The sequence below is a fragment of the Treponema bryantii genome (genome assembly GCF_900113965.1).
Taxonomy (GTDB): domain Bacteria; phylum Spirochaetota; class Spirochaetia; order Treponematales; family Treponemataceae; genus Treponema_D; species Treponema_D bryantii_A.
This window is the reverse complement of the sequence record NZ_FORI01000013.1, coordinates 23,158-39,184: the sequence shown is the minus strand read 5'-3', so window position 1 is coordinate 39,184 and position 16,027 is coordinate 23,158. Positions and strand designations below refer to the sequence as shown.

The window sequence follows — 16,027 nt, the reverse complement described above, 5'->3', positions numbered from 1 at the left end:
ATACGGCCTTCGGCCTACTCAACCACCGTTACTTCTTCTGTCGCTTCTCCACCGCTCTTGCCGCTAAGCTCAAAATCCAGCAGACGAAGAAGTACATCATAAAAATTACGAAGTAGACTGCGATGCTGGCAGTGGGCACGGTAAGGCGGTTTGCTTCTATGATTTGCTGACCAATTTTTACGACTTCGATTACGCCGACGAAAACTACGAGCGAGGTGGTTTTTATCATGCGAGTGATGAGGTTCATGGACAGCGGGAGGAGCGGGCGCAGGGTCTGCGGAATTATGATGTAGAAGAAAATCTGACGCTCTGTGAGCCCGATTGCGCGCCCGCTTTCGTACTGATGTTTCGGTACGCTTTCGAGGGCGCCACGGACGAGGTCTCCCATTTCGGCGGTTCCCCAGAGTGTGAACACGAGGATGCTGGCTGCTTCTCCGCTGAGCGAAATGTTGAACATGCGGGTCAGGCCGTAATAAGCGAGAAAGAGCAGAACCATCTGCGGCATGATTCTCATGAACTCAAGGTAGATTCGGCAGATGGTTTTGATGACGCGGTTCTTCACGGTCATCAGCATGCCGAATAAAAATCCGAGCACAATTGAAAATGCAACTGACACGAGGGCGATCCACACGGTTACCCAAAGGCCGCCGAGAAGGCGCAAGGTGTTGGTTCCCATTGTAAGTACGCCGAAAGCCTGTCTGATTGCGTCTAACATACTAACGTCCGAACTGGGCATAGCGCAGCCTCCTTTCGGCAAATGCCGCAATCAGTGAAATTGGCAAAAGAAGAATAAAGTAAGCGAGGCACAGCAACAGCAGCGACTCTTCTGTCTTGTAGTAAAGTCCGATTAAATCTTTTGCAACGTACATCAGGTCGGCAAGCGCAACGGCAGAGAACACAGAGGTCTCCTTAATCATGAACATCACGTTTGCGCAGAAGCCCGGAATTGAAACTGAAACGGCCTGTGGCAAAATTACGTACTGTGTAACCTGTCGCGGTGTGAGGCCGATGCACTGGGCACTTTCTATCTGGATTTTGGAAACTGATTCAAGGGCGGAACGGAAGGTTTCTTCCATGTAAGAGCCTCCGAGGAAGGTAAGGCCGATGATGGCGCACTGAACTGAGCTGAGTTTGATTCCCATTCGCGGAAAGGCAAAGTAAAGGAAGAAGAGCTGAATCAAAAGCGGTGTGTTGCGCGAGAGCTCGATGTATGCTCCGACGATGCGTCGCAACACGGGTACCTTAAAATATTTTACGAGCGCGCAGGCCAGCCCCAGAACAAGGGATAAAAGAATTCCGATGAGAGCAAGTTTGAGCGTAAGGGCTGCCGCTTCCCGATACATCGGTAATACTTTTTGAATAAAAGCAATATCCATTGTTACAATATAATGGAATATTGGCCTAGGGTAAAGATAGGTAATACATGATAGGTAATACATGGCAGAACTTCAGCATGACGGGTAAAGTTTTAGGATGTCAGGTAAAGATCTGGGATATCGTTCGGATGGATAGGTTATTTCCTTATTTTCCTATTACGAAAATTGCCGGGATTTTTCCGAGTTCCGGCAGTTTCTCTTTTTTCCACTCGGCTACTGTGCGGGTCTTGATATATTCCTCGACGCAAGTGATGCCGGCTGCAATGCACAGTTTTGTTTTAGGATTGAGCGCATTCAAAATTGTTTCAATCATCTTGGCATTGCGGTATGGAGTTTCAATAAAAAGCTGAGTCTGATTTTCGTTCTGAACTTTCTGTTCCAGTTTTTTAAGAGCCTTGATTCGCTGAGGAACTTCAACCGGCAGGTAGCCGTTAAACGCAAAGCTCTGTCCGTTGAAGCCGCTTCCCATAACAGACATTATAATAGAAGAAGGGCCAACAAGCGGCACAACCTTATAGCCGCGCTGCTGGGCAATTGCAACCACGTCGGCGCCAGGATCCGCAATTGCAGGGCAGCCCGCCTCGGAGATGATTCCAACCGGCTGGCCTTTTTTGAGAGGCTCCAGAAACTCGCCGATAAACTTACGGTCGGTATGGCGGTTCAATTCATAAAAAGTCAGTTCATCAATATCAATCGCCTTTTCAGTTTTCTTCAAAAAGCGTCGTGCCGAACGGATATTTTCTACGATAAAATGTTTGATCCCTACGATAATATCATGATTATAAGGCGGCAAAACCTGAGAGATTTCAGTTTCACCGAGAGTTACGGGAATAAGATAAAGTGCTGCTTCCATAATTATCTCCTATCCAAGCCTCTCCGCGGCGGCTTCCCACTGGGCGGTGACTTCGTCGATTTCTTTGGTGACGGACTCGATGTCGCGCTGGACGGATTTGGCTTTTTCGCCGTTGGAGTAGACAGCGGGGTCGGCCATGCGGTTTTCGAGCTCGGATTTTTTGGATTCGAGTTCGGTGATTTTGGCTTCGAGGCGGGCCACTTCTTTTTCGATTTTGCGGCGTTCGGCGTCTAGGCGTTTTTGTTCTTCCCAGGAAAGTTGAGATTTCTCGGTGCTTACGGTGGTTGAGCCTGTCGAAACCACCGCGGAACTCTGAGATTTGCTGCCGGCTGCGGTGGTTTCGACAGGCTCAACCACCGTATTTTTTTCCATCTGCTCCATGTAGAACTCGTAGCCGCCTACGAAATATTTGTAGGTGCCGTGTTCGAGGTGCAGGACTTTTGTGGCAAGCTGCTCAATAAATCCGCGGTCATGGCTTACGAAGATTACTGTGCCGCCAAAGCCGCGCAAGGCCTGAAGCAGAACGTCCTTTGAATGGATATCGAGGTGGTTTGTAGGTTCATCGAGAACAAGAAGATTAACCGGGCTCAAAAGAAGCTGCAGCAATGCAATGCGGCTCTTCTCTCCACCACTCAATACATCCAGAGATTTATATACATCATCACCGCGGAACAGGAATGCGCCAAGCATATCACGTAATTTCGGAATAAGCTCAAGCGGCGCTCTTGCCTCGAGGTAATCTAAAATTGTTTCCTTACCTTTAATAGTTTCCGCGTTATCCTGAGAGAAGTAACCAACTTTTACGCCAGCCCCCGGAACAACCTCACCAGTGAAACTAGAATCCTCGCCGGCAATAATACGCAGTAAAGTAGATTTACCCGCGCCGTTACGTCCTGCAACAACAAGGCGCTCGCCGTTTTCAAGAGTGAGCTCAAGCTTGTCCAAGACATTGTGCGCGCCATCATAAGACTTCGTAATATCATGAAGTCTCATAACCAGGCGGCCGCTGTGTGGAGCCGGCGGAAAGCTAAAGTGGATTTTCTTAAGAGATTCAGGAATTTCGATTCGTTCCATCTTCTCAAGTTTTTTCATGTATTCCTGAGCCTGAGCTGCCTTAGTTGCCTTGTAGCCGAAGCGGCGGATAAAATCTTCAAGCTTGTTGATTTCTTCCTGCTGCTGCTCATAAGCGGCAATCAGAGTTTTAAGCTCAACCTCGCGCACTTTTTCGTAGTGCGAAAAGTTTCCTGGGTAACGCTTCAAGTCCCCATTAAAAAGCTCGTAAACTTCGTTAATCGTAACATCAAGAAAATAGCGGTCATGGCTGACAAGCAAAAAGCCGCCCTTAAAATTCTGCAGGAACTGTTCAAGCCAGCTTCGCGCTTCAATATCAAGATAGTTTGTAGGTTCGTCGAGAAGAAGGATATCAGGCCCCTGCATCAATGCCTTAGCCAAAGCAATACGCATCTGCCATCCGCCGGAGAACTCGGCTGTATCACGGTCAAAATCAGAACGTGCAAAACCAAGACCAAGCAAAACTGATTCAGCCATAGCCTCACGTCTGTGCCAGCCAGAATCATCAAGCTTCTGGATCAGCTCTGCCTGCTGCAAAACGAGGGCGTCGGTATTCCCCTGCCCCGCTTCAAGCTGCGAACCAATCTCGTCGATACGTCGCTGCATCTCGTAGCCGAACTCAAATGCCTTGTCGGCTTCTTCGCGAAGAGTACAGCCATGGTGAGTGAGGCCGCTCTGAGGCAAATAAGCAATGCGGCAGTCTTTCTGCACCGCGCGGCTTCCACCATCAGGAGGAACAAGACCAGCCAGAACTTTTATGAGAGTAGATTTACCCGCTCCATTTGCACCAGTGAGGGCAACCTTGGAGCCGGTCTGGAGATTTATAGTTACGTTTTTAAGGATGTCCCGGTCGCCGAAAGCAAGGGAGACCTGGGAGAATTGAACAAATGCCATTTGTAATCCTGATAAACGATGGTTTCGACAGGCTCAACCACCGCGCGCAATGTTTATTTCTTCATGTAAACAATAACCGGGCTCACGCCACGGCTCTTGAGCTGACTGCCGCTGAAACTTGCACCCGTTGTATCTTCAAGACGCAAAGCGCCATCTTCCAGCTTGTAGAGGAAGTTTACTTCGCGGCTCATTCCATCAAACTTCATAGTAAGAACACCATCATAAGAAGCGGCCAGATCTTTAGAAAGCGAATACTTAACCGAGGCCGATCCCGTACTCTTAGTTCCCGCATCAATAACAGAAGGAACCAGCAGCTTAAAGCCAGTCCAGCGGAAAGTGCCATCTTCATTGAAAGAAATCTTACCATAGCTGGAACTAGAGAAAATCGGGCCATGAGACCAGATCTGCATATAAGCCTGAGTACGGCGAGTCTTTTCTGCGTTTACAATATCAGCAACACTTTCAGAAAGAGTAACAAAGTTCAAGTCCTGAGGCTTACCGCTTGAATCTGTATAGCGAAGAACAATGTAGTTAGAACGGCGGTAGATGATTTTCATAGAGATGCCGTTAAGCGAGTACTCATTTTCATCAGTCTTTGTAAAGCCGTCGTAGTCCCAGCTCTCGTGAATCTCACTTGTATTCAGAGAAACCTTCTTGCCCTCTTCATCAATAGTAAATTTATAAAGAGGATGAATCAGAGAAAGGTCAATATTACCGCCATCAATCATAGTGCGGAAATAATCCGGATACCAGGTGTTTGAAGTAATAACCTTCCAGCGGTCATCAGCCTCTTCTTCTACAACAATCTCTGCACCACCAATACGCTGGCCGGCAGCATCAGTTTCATAAAGATTCAGATTGTAAGAGAAGCACCAGCCCATAGTTCCATCATCAGTAAGAATGCGGTACCAGTCGCCCTCGAGCGCAGTTTTTCCCGCCATAGGAGCCTGACCATTTCCCTTGTACAAAATCTTAATAACTTCACCCTTGCGAAGGCGGTACACCTGCTTTGCAGTATTCACCGGCTCGGCACGGCAAGGAAGTCCGTCGAGTTTTACGCTTGCGTAGGTTGCCGCATTATCAGCATATTTTGCAGCAACATTTTTAACCTTCCCTTTTTTTACAGGATCAGTAAGCTGCCAGAGCGCAACCTCAATCTTTTCACCGCTCTCAGTTCCAATTACATAAACATGGGAAATATTTGATTTGATGTAAACCGGCACAATATCGCCGCTCTTAATCTGCTGCTCAGGAATAGTCCAGAGAACCACAGAGTAGCCCATAACCTTGTCGCTGCAGGAAGTGAGGAGAAGGGAGAATAAAAAAACAAAAGGTAAAAAAAGTTTTTTCATGATTAATTAGAGCTGAACTCCAGTCTTGATTTTTTCGTTGAAGCGGTCGAGCTTTTTGCCTTCGAGAGGGTTTGGCTCGCCGGCGAGAACTTTGCGCAATGCATCCATTTCTTCGCCGCTGAAGTTTACGCCTTCATTCATATGATTGATAAAGCTTTCAGTAGCCATTGGAGCAACCTTGCGGCACATCTCAAGAATTACTTCGGCATACACGCGGATTTCGTACTGAGCGTGGCTGTCGAGGCGGAGTTTAAGGAAGTGGAACAGATTGTGAAGATCCATCTCCCAGTAGAATTCAGTATAGAGAGAAAGAGGAAGATTGATGCGGGCAATTTCTCGGGCAAGACCACTGTCCAAAAGCTCGCTGTAATTTTCGTAAGCTTCCTTCTGGCCGGCTTCAAGCTGATTGATGATTTTGTCAGCAGTTTCTTTATCAAAAGCCTCGTTGCAACGCCCCTGCTTGTTGTCCTTACTCTGAGGTGCAACCTTGTCTTCGGCAGGAACGTAGAACTCTTCCTTCATGATAGAATAACGTCCAGAAACCTCGTTCATGCGGCCTGTGCGGTGGCGAACCCACTGGCGGGCAACAAAGATAGGCATCTTAACGTGAAAGGTCATTACAACCTGCTCAAAAGGAGAGGTATGCTGATGGCGCAACAGATAGTCAATGAGGGCGCCGTCCTGGCTCACAGTTTTAGTTCCCTCGCCGTATGAAACACGTGCAGACTGAACAATACGCTGGTCTCCACCAAAATAATCAACAAGACGAACAAAACCTTTATCAAGAACAGGGTATTCTTTGTCCAAAATTTCTTCAGCGGCTGGTACGATACAATGAGCCATATAAATCCTCTTTAAAATAAAATACGGAGCAGTTCAATGCTCCGTTTAATAATACCTTAAAATGCCGTCTCTTTCAATAATACGTCATCCCGAACTTGTTTCGGGATCTACTAGCAGATGCTGAAACAAGTTCAGCATGACGTTATTATTCAACCGGCTTCTCTTCGGTGGCAGGTTCAGCTTCCTCATCCTTCACTTCAACAACTTCGCCTTCTACGGTGTTGCGGTTGGTGAAAACGTCGAGGAGGATAAGGCCTATGCCGCCTACCATTACGATAATTCCGATTAGTCTGATGATGGCGTTGCCTAAAGAACGTGGGGAAATCAGGATAAGAAGGATTGCTACTACAAGAAGCAAGAGGTTTTCTATGATGTAACGTTTGCGTTCAATACCGGAATCTTTTAAGAGGGCCGCAGCGTAAAAGCCTGCAGCGGCAGAAAGCATAAGATAGAAAATCAGAATCCAGATCATTGCAGTCCAGGCAGCGCCGCCAATTGCGAGAGGGAAAAGAACTGCCATTACACCGGCAATAATGCTCACAATACTTTTTATGAGGATTGTTCGGCGGTATCCCAAATCTTCGGAAAGCGACTTTGTAAACTTCAAGCTATAAATTCCATAACCAATAGCTGCAAGTCCAATCATAATAACAACAAGCTTAATCCAGAATGAAGGGAAAATAATCACCAGCAGCCCAAGCACCGCAGCCATAATTCCCGAAAAAAGATACCATCGTTTCATAAATACACCTCTCTATATAAACAAATTTAAGATCAGATGGTTATAAAGTCAAGTTAAAATAAAAAAGGTCTGTCGTTTGACAGACCTCTGTTTGAGACTGACACGATTCGCCGCGACGGTCGCCCCCTTCCATGGTGGCTCCCTCTGCGGCGCCTGCGTTCGCTAAATTGCCATCCATGGCAATTTACATAAAAATTGCTGCGCCACTGCTCGCAATTTTTATGCCGCTCACTCCGTTTCGAATCGTGTAAAGAATTCTTATAAATATATAAGTTAAAAAAGAAAAACCCGTAATTCTATACGGGTTTTCAGGTTGAGACTGACACGATTCGAACGTGCGACCCTCACCTCCGCAGGGTGATGCTCTAATCCAGCTGAGCTACAATCTCATTCATAATGTGTGCGGTAGAACCGCTTTCTCGGAAGCGACAGGAGTTGAACCTGCCCACCCCTTACGGAAGTGACGGATTAGCAATCCGTTGTATTACCGCTCTACCACGCTTCCATTTTAGCGGAGCGAGAGGGATTCGAACCCCCGGACCCGTGAAGATCAACGGTTTTCAAGACCGCCCCAGTACGACCGCTTTGGTATCGCTCCATTAAGTGTTATTAATTTATAGGTTTTACGCGTTTATGTCAAGCAGAAAACCCATTAAATTCTAATTTTTTTGATTTTTTTTACTTCTTTTTGCCAAAAACGCTGGCAAGAAGAGTGATTATACTAACCTTCAAAAAGAGACTCTTTCTTTTTACAGCTGGTCTGTTTTTGCAGATAATCAGATTCTGGCCTATAACTTTTACATAACTTGCCTTGCGAAGCTTGTCTTTAACAAAATCTTCGCGCTTAAAAAAGACAATACAGGCAATAATAAGAACAGAGAAAAAAACAGTAAAAAAGATTTCGGGGTTACCTGGAAGCTTTGTAAAAAGCACCAGCATTGAACTAAAGATACTGAAAGCAAAAACTGCTGCGAGCAGCTTCATTATGTTTTTGTGATTCATAATACTCTCTCTTCATTTTTTATATTTTCCCCAACCATTCAAAGTATATTAAATAATCAGTTTTAAGTCAAACGATTTTCAGCACTAGCCAATCCACTTGCCATTAATATCAAAATAGTTTTTTGAAGCATCAAAAGCAGGATGTTTTGTATCTTTGTCACTCAAAAGAGGATTCACATCCGGAGCAACAGATTTCCAGTCTATTGCAATGGCAGAATCATTCCACATAAGCCCGCCCTCACCTTTGGGGTCGTAGAAGTCCGTACACTTATAGGTAAAAATTGCCTCGTCACTCAAAACATAAAAGCCGTGAGCAAAGCCTTCTGGAATATAAAACATATTCTGCTTTTCGGCATCGAGGATAACACCGTAGTATTTTCCAAAGGTTGCAGAACCATGGCGTAAGTCTACGGCAACGTCGTAAACGCGGCCGGCAAGAGCGCGAACAAGTTTTCCCTGAGGATGCTGAGTCTGAAAATGCAGACCGCGGAGCACTCCTTTTGTAGATTTAGACTGATTATCCTGAACAAACTTCATTGTAAGACCAGCAGCGAAAAAATCACGCTCGCTGTAAGTTTCTAGAAAATAACCACGGGCATCACCAAAGATTTTCGGCTGGATTTCATAAAGGCCTTTTATTTCTGAGCCATCGCTCAATTTACAGGTATTAAATTCAAATGACATATTTTTTCCTTTCCGTCACCCTGAACTTGTTTCAGGGTCTCAAGTAATAGATCCCGAAACAAGTTCGGGATGACGATTCTTTTCTAGTTCTCCGCAATGTATTCCAAATAACGACCGTAATCTGTCTTATATCCCTTAGCCAGCTCGAGCATCTGCTCTTTAGAAAGCCAGCCATTGCGGTAAGCAATTTCTTCAATACAGCTTACATACATTCCCTGACGTTTTTGAATAGTTGCAATAAAGTTAGAAGCCTCGAGAAGGCCATCATAAGTACCGGTATCAAGCCAGGCCATACCACGACCAAGCAGTTCAACAGAAAGCTCACCTCGGTTCAGATATTCATTATTAATAGAAGTGATTTCAATTTCACCGCGGGCGCTAGGCTTAACATTAGCCGCAATATCAACTACAGCATTACTGTAAAAGTAAAGGCCCGGCACCGCATAGTTAGACTTAGGAGCAACAGGCTTTTCTTCGATACCAAGCACCTTGCCATCTTTATCAAACTCAACAACACCGTAAGCAGTAGGATCTTTTACAAAGTAACCAAAAATCACGCTGCCATTACCAGCTTCAACTTTTTCACGGGCACGGCGCAAAGTAGAAGTAAAACTCTGACCGTAAAAAATATTATCACCAAGAACAAGAGCAACAGAATCGCTACCAATAAAATCGCGGCCAATAATAAAAGCATCTGCAAGCCCGCGAGGCTTGTCCTGCACAGCATATTCAAAGTGCATACCAAGCCAGGCTCCGTCGCCAAAAAGCTCCTTAAAACAGCTGATGTCGCGAGGGGTAGAAATAATCAAAACCTCACGAATGCCGGCCAGCATCAGGCAGGAAAGCGGATAGTAAACCATAGGCTTGTCATAAAGCGGCAGAATCTGCTTAGAAACCGCCTTAGTTATAGGATAAAGGCGGGTACCAGAACCGCCAGCTAAGATAATTCCTTTCATAATATTATTCCTCTAAAGAATAATTATAGTATGAAAATTTAAAAATTAAAAGGAGGGAGAAGTCTCTCCCTCACTCCAACCGCCTGCGGCGTTTTCCGCTACCCTCTCTGCGGGGCGCATCTGTTACTCACTGCCCCGCAACGCCCCTCTAGAGAGTTAGCTAAAAAAGAATTGTCAGTCTACTGGCAGTCCTTTTTTAACTATTTTTTCTCTTTTTATCAAATATGTTTACTAGAATTGCACCTAAAGAAAAAAAAGTAATAAACCCTACAAATCCGATTCCTAAAACATATGAAATCATTTTCTATAGCCTCTACATTCTTCCATCAAGGAACTTACCGGTTTCTTTATGGTTGAAATTTGGAATCATCCAATTGAATAAGTCTATTAACTCTCCACGAGACCATTCACCTTTTTTCTTCATTGCATCAATTGTTTCAGTAAAGTGAGTAAGCTTTGATTCATCAAAGTCAACAGGATTTTTAATAATTCCCAAAGACTCAAACTTATCCATTACCAGAGTTTCTTTATCTGTGTAGAACTCTTCAAAGTCTTTTTCACCAGTTGTATCACTTTTAAAGAAGTACACAGGATACTGATGTTTAGCCTTTAATTCATTCACACGAGTACGAGCTTCATTCTCTGTAGCACACTGTACAGGTTCGTAGCCAAGATTACGCAGATATTTTTCAGCAATGCTGCTAAAGGTTACAAGATTCAAATCGTGATCCAATTTAGGGAAGAAAACATCGCGGTTTTCACCAAGAAGACAGCTCATAACACAAAGCTGACCAGCCTCTTTAGGAGTAACAAAATAACGGCGAACATCATTAGGAGCAGACAAAGGCTGATTCTTATCCAGACGGCGGTTAAAACCATAAAGAAGCGAACCATCGCTGAATGCTACATTAGCAAAACGAGCTGTAGATACTGGCATTTCAACAGAGCGGCGGTTAAGGAAGAACTCCATAATGCGCTTGCTGGCCCCCATCATGTTTACAGGGTTTGCAGCCTTATCTGTTGATACACAGAAATATTTTTTTGCACCACATTCTTTTGCCATAAGCATAGTAGAATCAGTATTAAAAATATTTGTATCAATCATACGCATGAGAGTGTAAGGATCCTTCTCGCTACGAACATGTTTCAATGCAGAGGTATTGAAAACGTAGTCATAACCACCAATACGCTTTTTCTGCTCGTTAATAAAGGCACGGAAAATCTCGCTGCCACAGTCCAGAGCAAAGGTTGCAAACTCACCATCGCCATAACCAACAGACGAGCGAATATCGCGAACAAGCTCAACCATGTTGTTTTCACTGATGTCTACAACATGGAGCACTTTAGGATTACGAGCGAAGAGTTCACGGCAGATTGCAGAACCAATAGTTCCGGCACCGCCGATTACGAGGAAGCGGGAATTGCGAACTGTTTCACTTAAATATGCTTCGTTTACAGAAATGTCTTTTTCAAATAAAGGTGCAGTACGGCCAATTAATGGTAAAATGTTATCTTGCATAATAATTCCTTAAAACTTAGATATATTGTTCCAATTCAGCAGGAACAGGTGGTAAATTCTTAAAAGCAGTTCTCCATTTATTTGAAGAAGGATGAAGTACCGCCTCTGCAGTCATAAAAATTAATTTAAAATATAAGAAAATATTTTTATGTTCAATATACCAACACTCAAGCTGCCCCTTATATGGCTGAATAATTTCTTGGTGAAAACTATCGGGGTCTTCCATTGAAGAAAGAATATTTTCTTCATCCCTAAACGCAATTGAAGCTAAGCCTGTTAATCCAGGTCTTGCATTTTTAAACTTATCTCTACACCATTCAGGATATGCCATATAATGAGCTTTTACTGTTGGTCTATACCCAACTACACTCATCTGTCCTATAAAAATATTAATAAGCTGTGGCAATTCATTAATTTTAGTTTTTCTCAAAAATTTTCCCATAGGAAGAATACGAGGATCATCCTTTGTTGTATACAATCCACCCTGCATATTTGGAGAATTACGAAGCATTGTTGCGAATTTTAAGACCTTAAATTCTTTTCCGCCTTTTCCAATTCTTGTTTGCCCATAAAAAATATCATGTTCACCAGTTAACTTCAAAGCTATCATTATTGGAATCATAAATGGTAAAAGAACAACAATTGCTATTCCTGAAAAAAATATATCAAAAAATCGTATCATAATTTGTTCCTTCAAGACAATGCTATAATTCAAGCCATTCGCCATTAATATCAAAATAATTCCCATTGGGGTCAAAAGCTGGATGTTTTCCATCTTTTTCACTTAGAAGAGGATTCCCATCTGACAAAACAGACTTCCAGTTAATTCCAATAATCGGGTCATTCCACATGAGTCCACCTTCACCGTTCGGGTCATAGAAATCGGTACATTTATAAGTGAATATTGCCTCGTCACTAACGACGTAAAAACCGTGAGCAAAACCTTCAGGAATATAAAACATATTCTGTTTTTCTGCATCAAGAATTACACCATAGTATTTTCCAAATGTTGTAGAACCTTTACGAAGATCAACTGCAACATCATAAACCTTTCCCTCCAGAGCACGTACAAGTTTCCCCTGTGGATGTTGAGTCTGAAAGTGCAGACCACGTAACACACCTTTGCTCGATTTAGACTGATTATCTTGTACAAACTTCATAGTAAGACCAACCGCAAAAAAATCTCTCTCACTGTAAGTTTCCAAAAAATATCCACGGGCATCGCCAAATATTTTCGGCTGAATTTCATAAAGCCCTTTTATTTCAGTACCATCACTAAGTTTACATCTATTAAATTCAAAAGCCATTTTCTTTTCCTAGTTCTCCGCAATATATTCAAGATAACGACCATAGTCTGTTTTATACCCTTTTGTAAGTTCAAGAAGCTGTTCTTTTGAAAGCCACCCATTGCGATATGCAATTTCTTCTATACAACTTACATACATTCCCTGACGCTTCTGAATTGTTGCAATAAAATTAGAAGCTTCAAGAAGACCATCATAAGTTCCTGTATCAAGCCATGCCATACCACGTCCAAGGAGCTCTACAGAAAGCTCACCACGATTTAGATATTCATTATTGATAGAGGTAATTTCGATTTCACCGCGGGCGCTTGGCTTCACGTTTGCGGCAATATCAACAACCGTATTGCTATAGAAGTAAAGCCCAGGAACTGCGTAATTTGATTTTGGATTTGCAGGTTTTTCTTCGATACCGAGAACTTTGCCGGCCTTATCAAACTCTACGACTCCGTAAGCTGTAGGATCTTTTACAAAGTATCCGAAAATTACGCTACCTTCGCCTTTTTCTACTTTTTCTCGTGCACGCTTCAAAGTCTGTGTAAAGCTCTGACCGTAGAAGATATTATCTCCAAGTACCAGGGCTACAGAATCGTTTCCGATAAATTCTTTACCGATAATAAAAGCATCTGCAAGTCCGCGTGGCTTATCCTGTACTGCATATTCAAAATTCATTCCAAGCCATGCACCGTCTCCAAAGAGCTCTTTGAAGCTGGTGATGTCGCGTGGAGTTGAGATAATAAGTACATCGCGAATTCCTGCCAGCATAAGACATGAAAGCGGATAATAAATCATCGGTTTGTCATACAAAGGCAGAATCTGTTTTGAAACTGCTTTTGTGATTGGATAAAGTCGAGTTCCACTTCCACCGGCTAAGATAATTCCTTTCATAAACTACCTTCCTTGCTCAGTGTAATTCTTATTAATCCAGTTTTTGTAGTCACCATTCAAGATATGGTTAATCCAGTCTGAATTCTTGAGGTACCACTTAACAGTTTCCTGCAAGCCTTCTTCGAAGGTCATCTTTCTTTCCCAGCCAAGCTGAGTCTTGATTTTTGTACAGTCAATAGCATAACGCTTATCGTGGCCAGGTCGGTCTTTTACGTAAGTGATTGTCTTTTCAACTTCGTCTACAGACTTTCCTGTCTGAGCAGCAGTAAGCTCAATTACCTTGTGAAGCAGCTTGATATTCTGCCATTCATTTTCGCCGCCGATGTTATATTTTTCACCGGTTACGCCCTTGTTTACAATGAGCCAAACAGCGCGGTTGTGGTCTTCTACATAAATCCAGTCGCGGATATTGTCGCCCTTTCCGTAAACCGGCAGGTTCTTTCCATCGCGGATATTTGAAATCATGAGTGGAAGAAGCTTTTCCGGGAACTGATATGGACCATAGTTGTTTGTACAGTTAGACAAGGTGATTGGCAGGCCGTAAGTATGGAAATAGGCCATTACTACATGGTCTGAGCTTGCCTTTGATGATGAGTATGGGCTTCGCGGGTCGTAAGGTGTATCCTCGCGGAAGTAACCTGTTTCGCCGAGTGAACCGTATACCTCATCTGTAGAAATATGATGGAAGAGAACGTCATCGCGGATAGAACCATCTTCCTTCTTCCAGTAGTTGCGGGCAACATCCAAAAGTGTGAAGGTTCCCATTACATTTGTTTTCATGAAAGCCTCAGGACCGAGGATTGAGCGGTCTACATGGCTTTCTGCAGCAAAATGAATTACTGTATCAATATCATACTGCTTGAAAATGCGTTCAATATTTTCGCGGTCGCAGATATCTACTTTTTCAAAAAAATAGCGTTTGCCGCCGAATTTTTCTTCGATGTCTTTCAAAGATTCAAGATTTCCTGCGTATGTAAGACAGTCTACGTTTACAACGGTACCGTCAAAGTTTGCGTCATTAAAAAGATTTCCCTCTGCAGAGGACATTCCAAATAAGTAATGAATGAAGTTTGAGCCGATGAATCCAGCTCCACCGGTAATAAGAATACTATGAATTTTCCGTGCCATATTTTATTTTTTCTTTCTCCACTCTTCATCAGTTATGGCAAATCTTACAATATCCTCATACACACCATCAGCATTTACAGCTTCTTTGTTCAAAATAGTTTCTTTAGAAAAACCAGCATTTTCTAGTAAACCTGCTTCATCAAGAAATTTATAGAAAACAAATGAATAAACTTTATGCATATTTAATTCATTAAAAGCTTTATCCAAAAGCATTCTAACAGCAATTGACTGACTTTCAGAATTCCATTCTTCATCATCACTTGTAAAAATACAAAGTTCACAGGTTTTATTTGTATGATCGATATCTTTAAGATATACTGTTGATATAGGATAATAAGCCACTCCTAAATCATCAGCGTCATGTTCAACGATAAACTGTTGATATATTCCTGTTTCTACATTTTTGTGAAAGAACTCTTCGTTAGATTCAAGTGTAATAGGGTTTTGATTAATACAATGAGCTCTAACGCTTGGAGTGTTTCTCCATTTTACAATATTAGCCCCGTCTTCGAGTTTTATAGGTCTCAAAACAATACGCATACACTTTTCTCCTAAATGCTTTTTTATTTATTTTTAAATCTATAATGAGTATTTATAAATACTCATTATTTGAAAATTTTACTTTATGAAATATATTTTATCAAGTATAACAATTTCTTTATACCTGCATCTCCCCATCTATTCCTATTATTTCTCCAGTAACATATGATGATAGATCAGATGCAAGGAACAAAATAACATTTGCAACATCTAAAGGCTCCCCAAGTCTACCTATCTTAACATTCTTAAGATTTTCTTGAATTTTTGCATCACCAATAGCTTGTAGCAATCCAGTATTTATTAATCCGGGAGCAACAGCATTTACTCTAATCCCATTCGGAGCTAATTCTTTTGCAGCAGCTTTAGTTAATGCAGCAACGGCACCTTTTGATGCTGAATAAACTAGTTGCCCAGCTGCCCCTTCGACACCGACAATACTTGATATATTAATAATCGAACCAGACTTCTGTCTGCTCATAAGTTTATTTGCAAGTTGAATCATGTTAATAACAGAGAATACATTGATTTTAAAAACATCTTGAATAAGCTGTTGTCCAATCATTCCTATAATGTTATCACGCATAATTCCTGCATTATTTACCAGAACGTCAATCCGTCCTGATTCATTTTTTATTTGCATTATAGCTTTCTTTGCCTCTGCTTCATCTGTAACATCAAAGTACATAGGAATTATTTTAGTATTATAGTGCTCGCTCGTTTCTTTAGCGAAAACGTCTAAGCTGCCTTCAACGATATCTGTTGCATAGACGACAGCACCCTCTTCGGCAAATCGTTCAACAGTTTTATTTCCAATTCCTTTTCCTGCACCAGTAATAAGAGCAACTTTTCCATCCAGTAATCCATTATGTGTCATAATC

General features: G+C 42.6%; 17 protein-coding genes and 3 tRNA genes. All 20 read right to left on the bottom strand.

What is annotated here, in order from left to right; all coding sequences use genetic code 11:
* Positions 1–28 precede the first annotated feature (28 nt).
* Positions 29–715: an amino acid ABC transporter permease gene (locus BM161_RS13550; RefSeq protein WP_074933643.1), complete on the bottom strand. Its 687-nt coding sequence runs from the start codon at positions 713–715 to the stop codon at positions 29–31.
* Position 716: 1 nt separating this feature from the next.
* Complete coding sequence (locus BM161_RS13545) at positions 717–1,376, bottom strand: amino acid ABC transporter permease (protein WP_074933640.1); 660 nt, start codon at positions 1,374–1,376, stop codon at positions 717–719.
* A gap of 145 nt (positions 1,377–1,521) precedes the next feature.
* Positions 1,522–2,229 (bottom strand): SAM-dependent methyltransferase, encoded by a 708-nt coding sequence (locus BM161_RS13540; RefSeq protein ID WP_074933638.1) that lies wholly within the window; start codon positions 2,227–2,229, stop codon positions 1,522–1,524.
* A gap of 9 nt (positions 2,230–2,238) precedes the next feature.
* Complete coding sequence (locus BM161_RS13535) at positions 2,239–4,194, bottom strand: ABC-F family ATP-binding cassette domain-containing protein (protein ID WP_074933635.1); 1,956 nt, start codon at positions 4,192–4,194, stop codon at positions 2,239–2,241.
* Between the two features lie 53 nt (positions 4,195–4,247).
* On the bottom strand, positions 4,248–5,546 hold the full coding sequence (locus tag BM161_RS13530) for an SH3 domain-containing protein (protein ID WP_074933630.1): 1,299 nt from the start codon (positions 5,544–5,546) through the stop codon (positions 4,248–4,250).
* Between the two features lie 6 nt (positions 5,547–5,552).
* Positions 5,553–6,389, bottom strand: a complete 837-nt coding sequence (thyX, locus tag BM161_RS13525) for an FAD-dependent thymidylate synthase (protein ID WP_074933627.1) — start codon at positions 6,387–6,389, stop codon at positions 5,553–5,555.
* 145 nt (positions 6,390–6,534) lie between these two features.
* Complete coding sequence (locus BM161_RS13520; protein ID WP_074933625.1) at positions 6,535–7,131, bottom strand: DUF308 domain-containing protein; 597 nt, start codon at positions 7,129–7,131, stop codon at positions 6,535–6,537.
* Between the two features lie 314 nt (positions 7,132–7,445).
* A tRNA-Arg gene (locus tag BM161_RS13515) sits at positions 7,446–7,520 on the bottom strand.
* A 31-nt stretch (positions 7,521–7,551) separates the two neighbouring features.
* Positions 7,552–7,636: transfer RNA gene (locus tag BM161_RS13510), tRNA-Ser, on the bottom strand.
* Positions 7,637–7,643: 7 nt separating this feature from the next.
* Positions 7,644–7,729 (bottom strand) — tRNA-Ser (locus tag BM161_RS13505).
* An 80-nt stretch (positions 7,730–7,809) separates the two neighbouring features.
* Positions 7,810–8,133 carry a hypothetical protein gene (locus tag BM161_RS13500; RefSeq protein WP_074933622.1) on the bottom strand — a complete coding sequence of 108 codons (324 nt, stop codon included), beginning with the start codon at positions 8,131–8,133 and terminating at the stop codon, positions 7,810–7,812.
* 84 nt (positions 8,134–8,217) lie between these two features.
* Positions 8,218–8,817, bottom strand: a complete 600-nt coding sequence (rfbC, locus tag BM161_RS13495) for a dTDP-4-dehydrorhamnose 3,5-epimerase (protein ID WP_074933619.1) — start codon at positions 8,815–8,817, stop codon at positions 8,218–8,220.
* Positions 8,818–8,900: 83 nt separating this feature from the next.
* Positions 8,901–9,773 (bottom strand): glucose-1-phosphate thymidylyltransferase RfbA, encoded by an 873-nt coding sequence (rfbA, locus tag BM161_RS13490; protein ID WP_074933616.1) that lies wholly within the window; start codon positions 9,771–9,773, stop codon positions 8,901–8,903.
* 313 nt (positions 9,774–10,086) lie between these two features.
* Positions 10,087–11,292, bottom strand: coding sequence for a UDP-N-acetylglucosamine 4,6-dehydratase (locus tag BM161_RS13485; protein WP_074933613.1), 1,206 nt, complete (start codon positions 11,290–11,292; stop codon positions 10,087–10,089).
* A 16-nt stretch (positions 11,293–11,308) separates the two neighbouring features.
* Positions 11,309–12,067 carry a sugar transferase gene (locus BM161_RS13480; protein WP_244882876.1) on the bottom strand — a complete coding sequence of 253 codons (759 nt, stop codon included), beginning with the start codon at positions 12,065–12,067 and terminating at the stop codon, positions 11,309–11,311.
* Positions 11,997–12,599 (bottom strand): dTDP-4-dehydrorhamnose 3,5-epimerase, encoded by a 603-nt coding sequence (gene rfbC, locus BM161_RS13475; RefSeq protein WP_074933610.1) that lies wholly within the window; start codon positions 12,597–12,599, stop codon positions 11,997–11,999. Before rfbC (BM161_RS13475) ends, BM161_RS13480 begins: the two co-directional genes overlap by 71 nt.
* Positions 12,600–12,608: 9 nt before the next feature.
* Positions 12,609–13,481, bottom strand: a complete 873-nt coding sequence (gene rfbA / locus BM161_RS13470; protein WP_074933606.1) for a glucose-1-phosphate thymidylyltransferase RfbA — start codon at positions 13,479–13,481, stop codon at positions 12,609–12,611.
* Positions 13,482–13,484: 3 nt separating this feature from the next.
* Positions 13,485–14,609 (bottom strand): dTDP-glucose 4,6-dehydratase, encoded by a 1,125-nt coding sequence (gene rfbB / locus BM161_RS13465; RefSeq protein WP_074933604.1) that lies wholly within the window; start codon positions 14,607–14,609, stop codon positions 13,485–13,487.
* A gap of 3 nt (positions 14,610–14,612) precedes the next feature.
* Positions 14,613–15,149, bottom strand: coding sequence for a GNAT family N-acetyltransferase (locus BM161_RS13460; RefSeq protein WP_074933601.1), 537 nt, complete (start codon positions 15,147–15,149; stop codon positions 14,613–14,615).
* A gap of 118 nt (positions 15,150–15,267) precedes the next feature.
* Positions 15,268–16,023 carry an SDR family NAD(P)-dependent oxidoreductase gene (locus BM161_RS13455; RefSeq protein WP_074933599.1) on the bottom strand — a complete coding sequence of 252 codons (756 nt, stop codon included), beginning with the start codon at positions 16,021–16,023 and terminating at the stop codon, positions 15,268–15,270.
* Positions 16,024–16,027 lie beyond the last annotated feature (4 nt).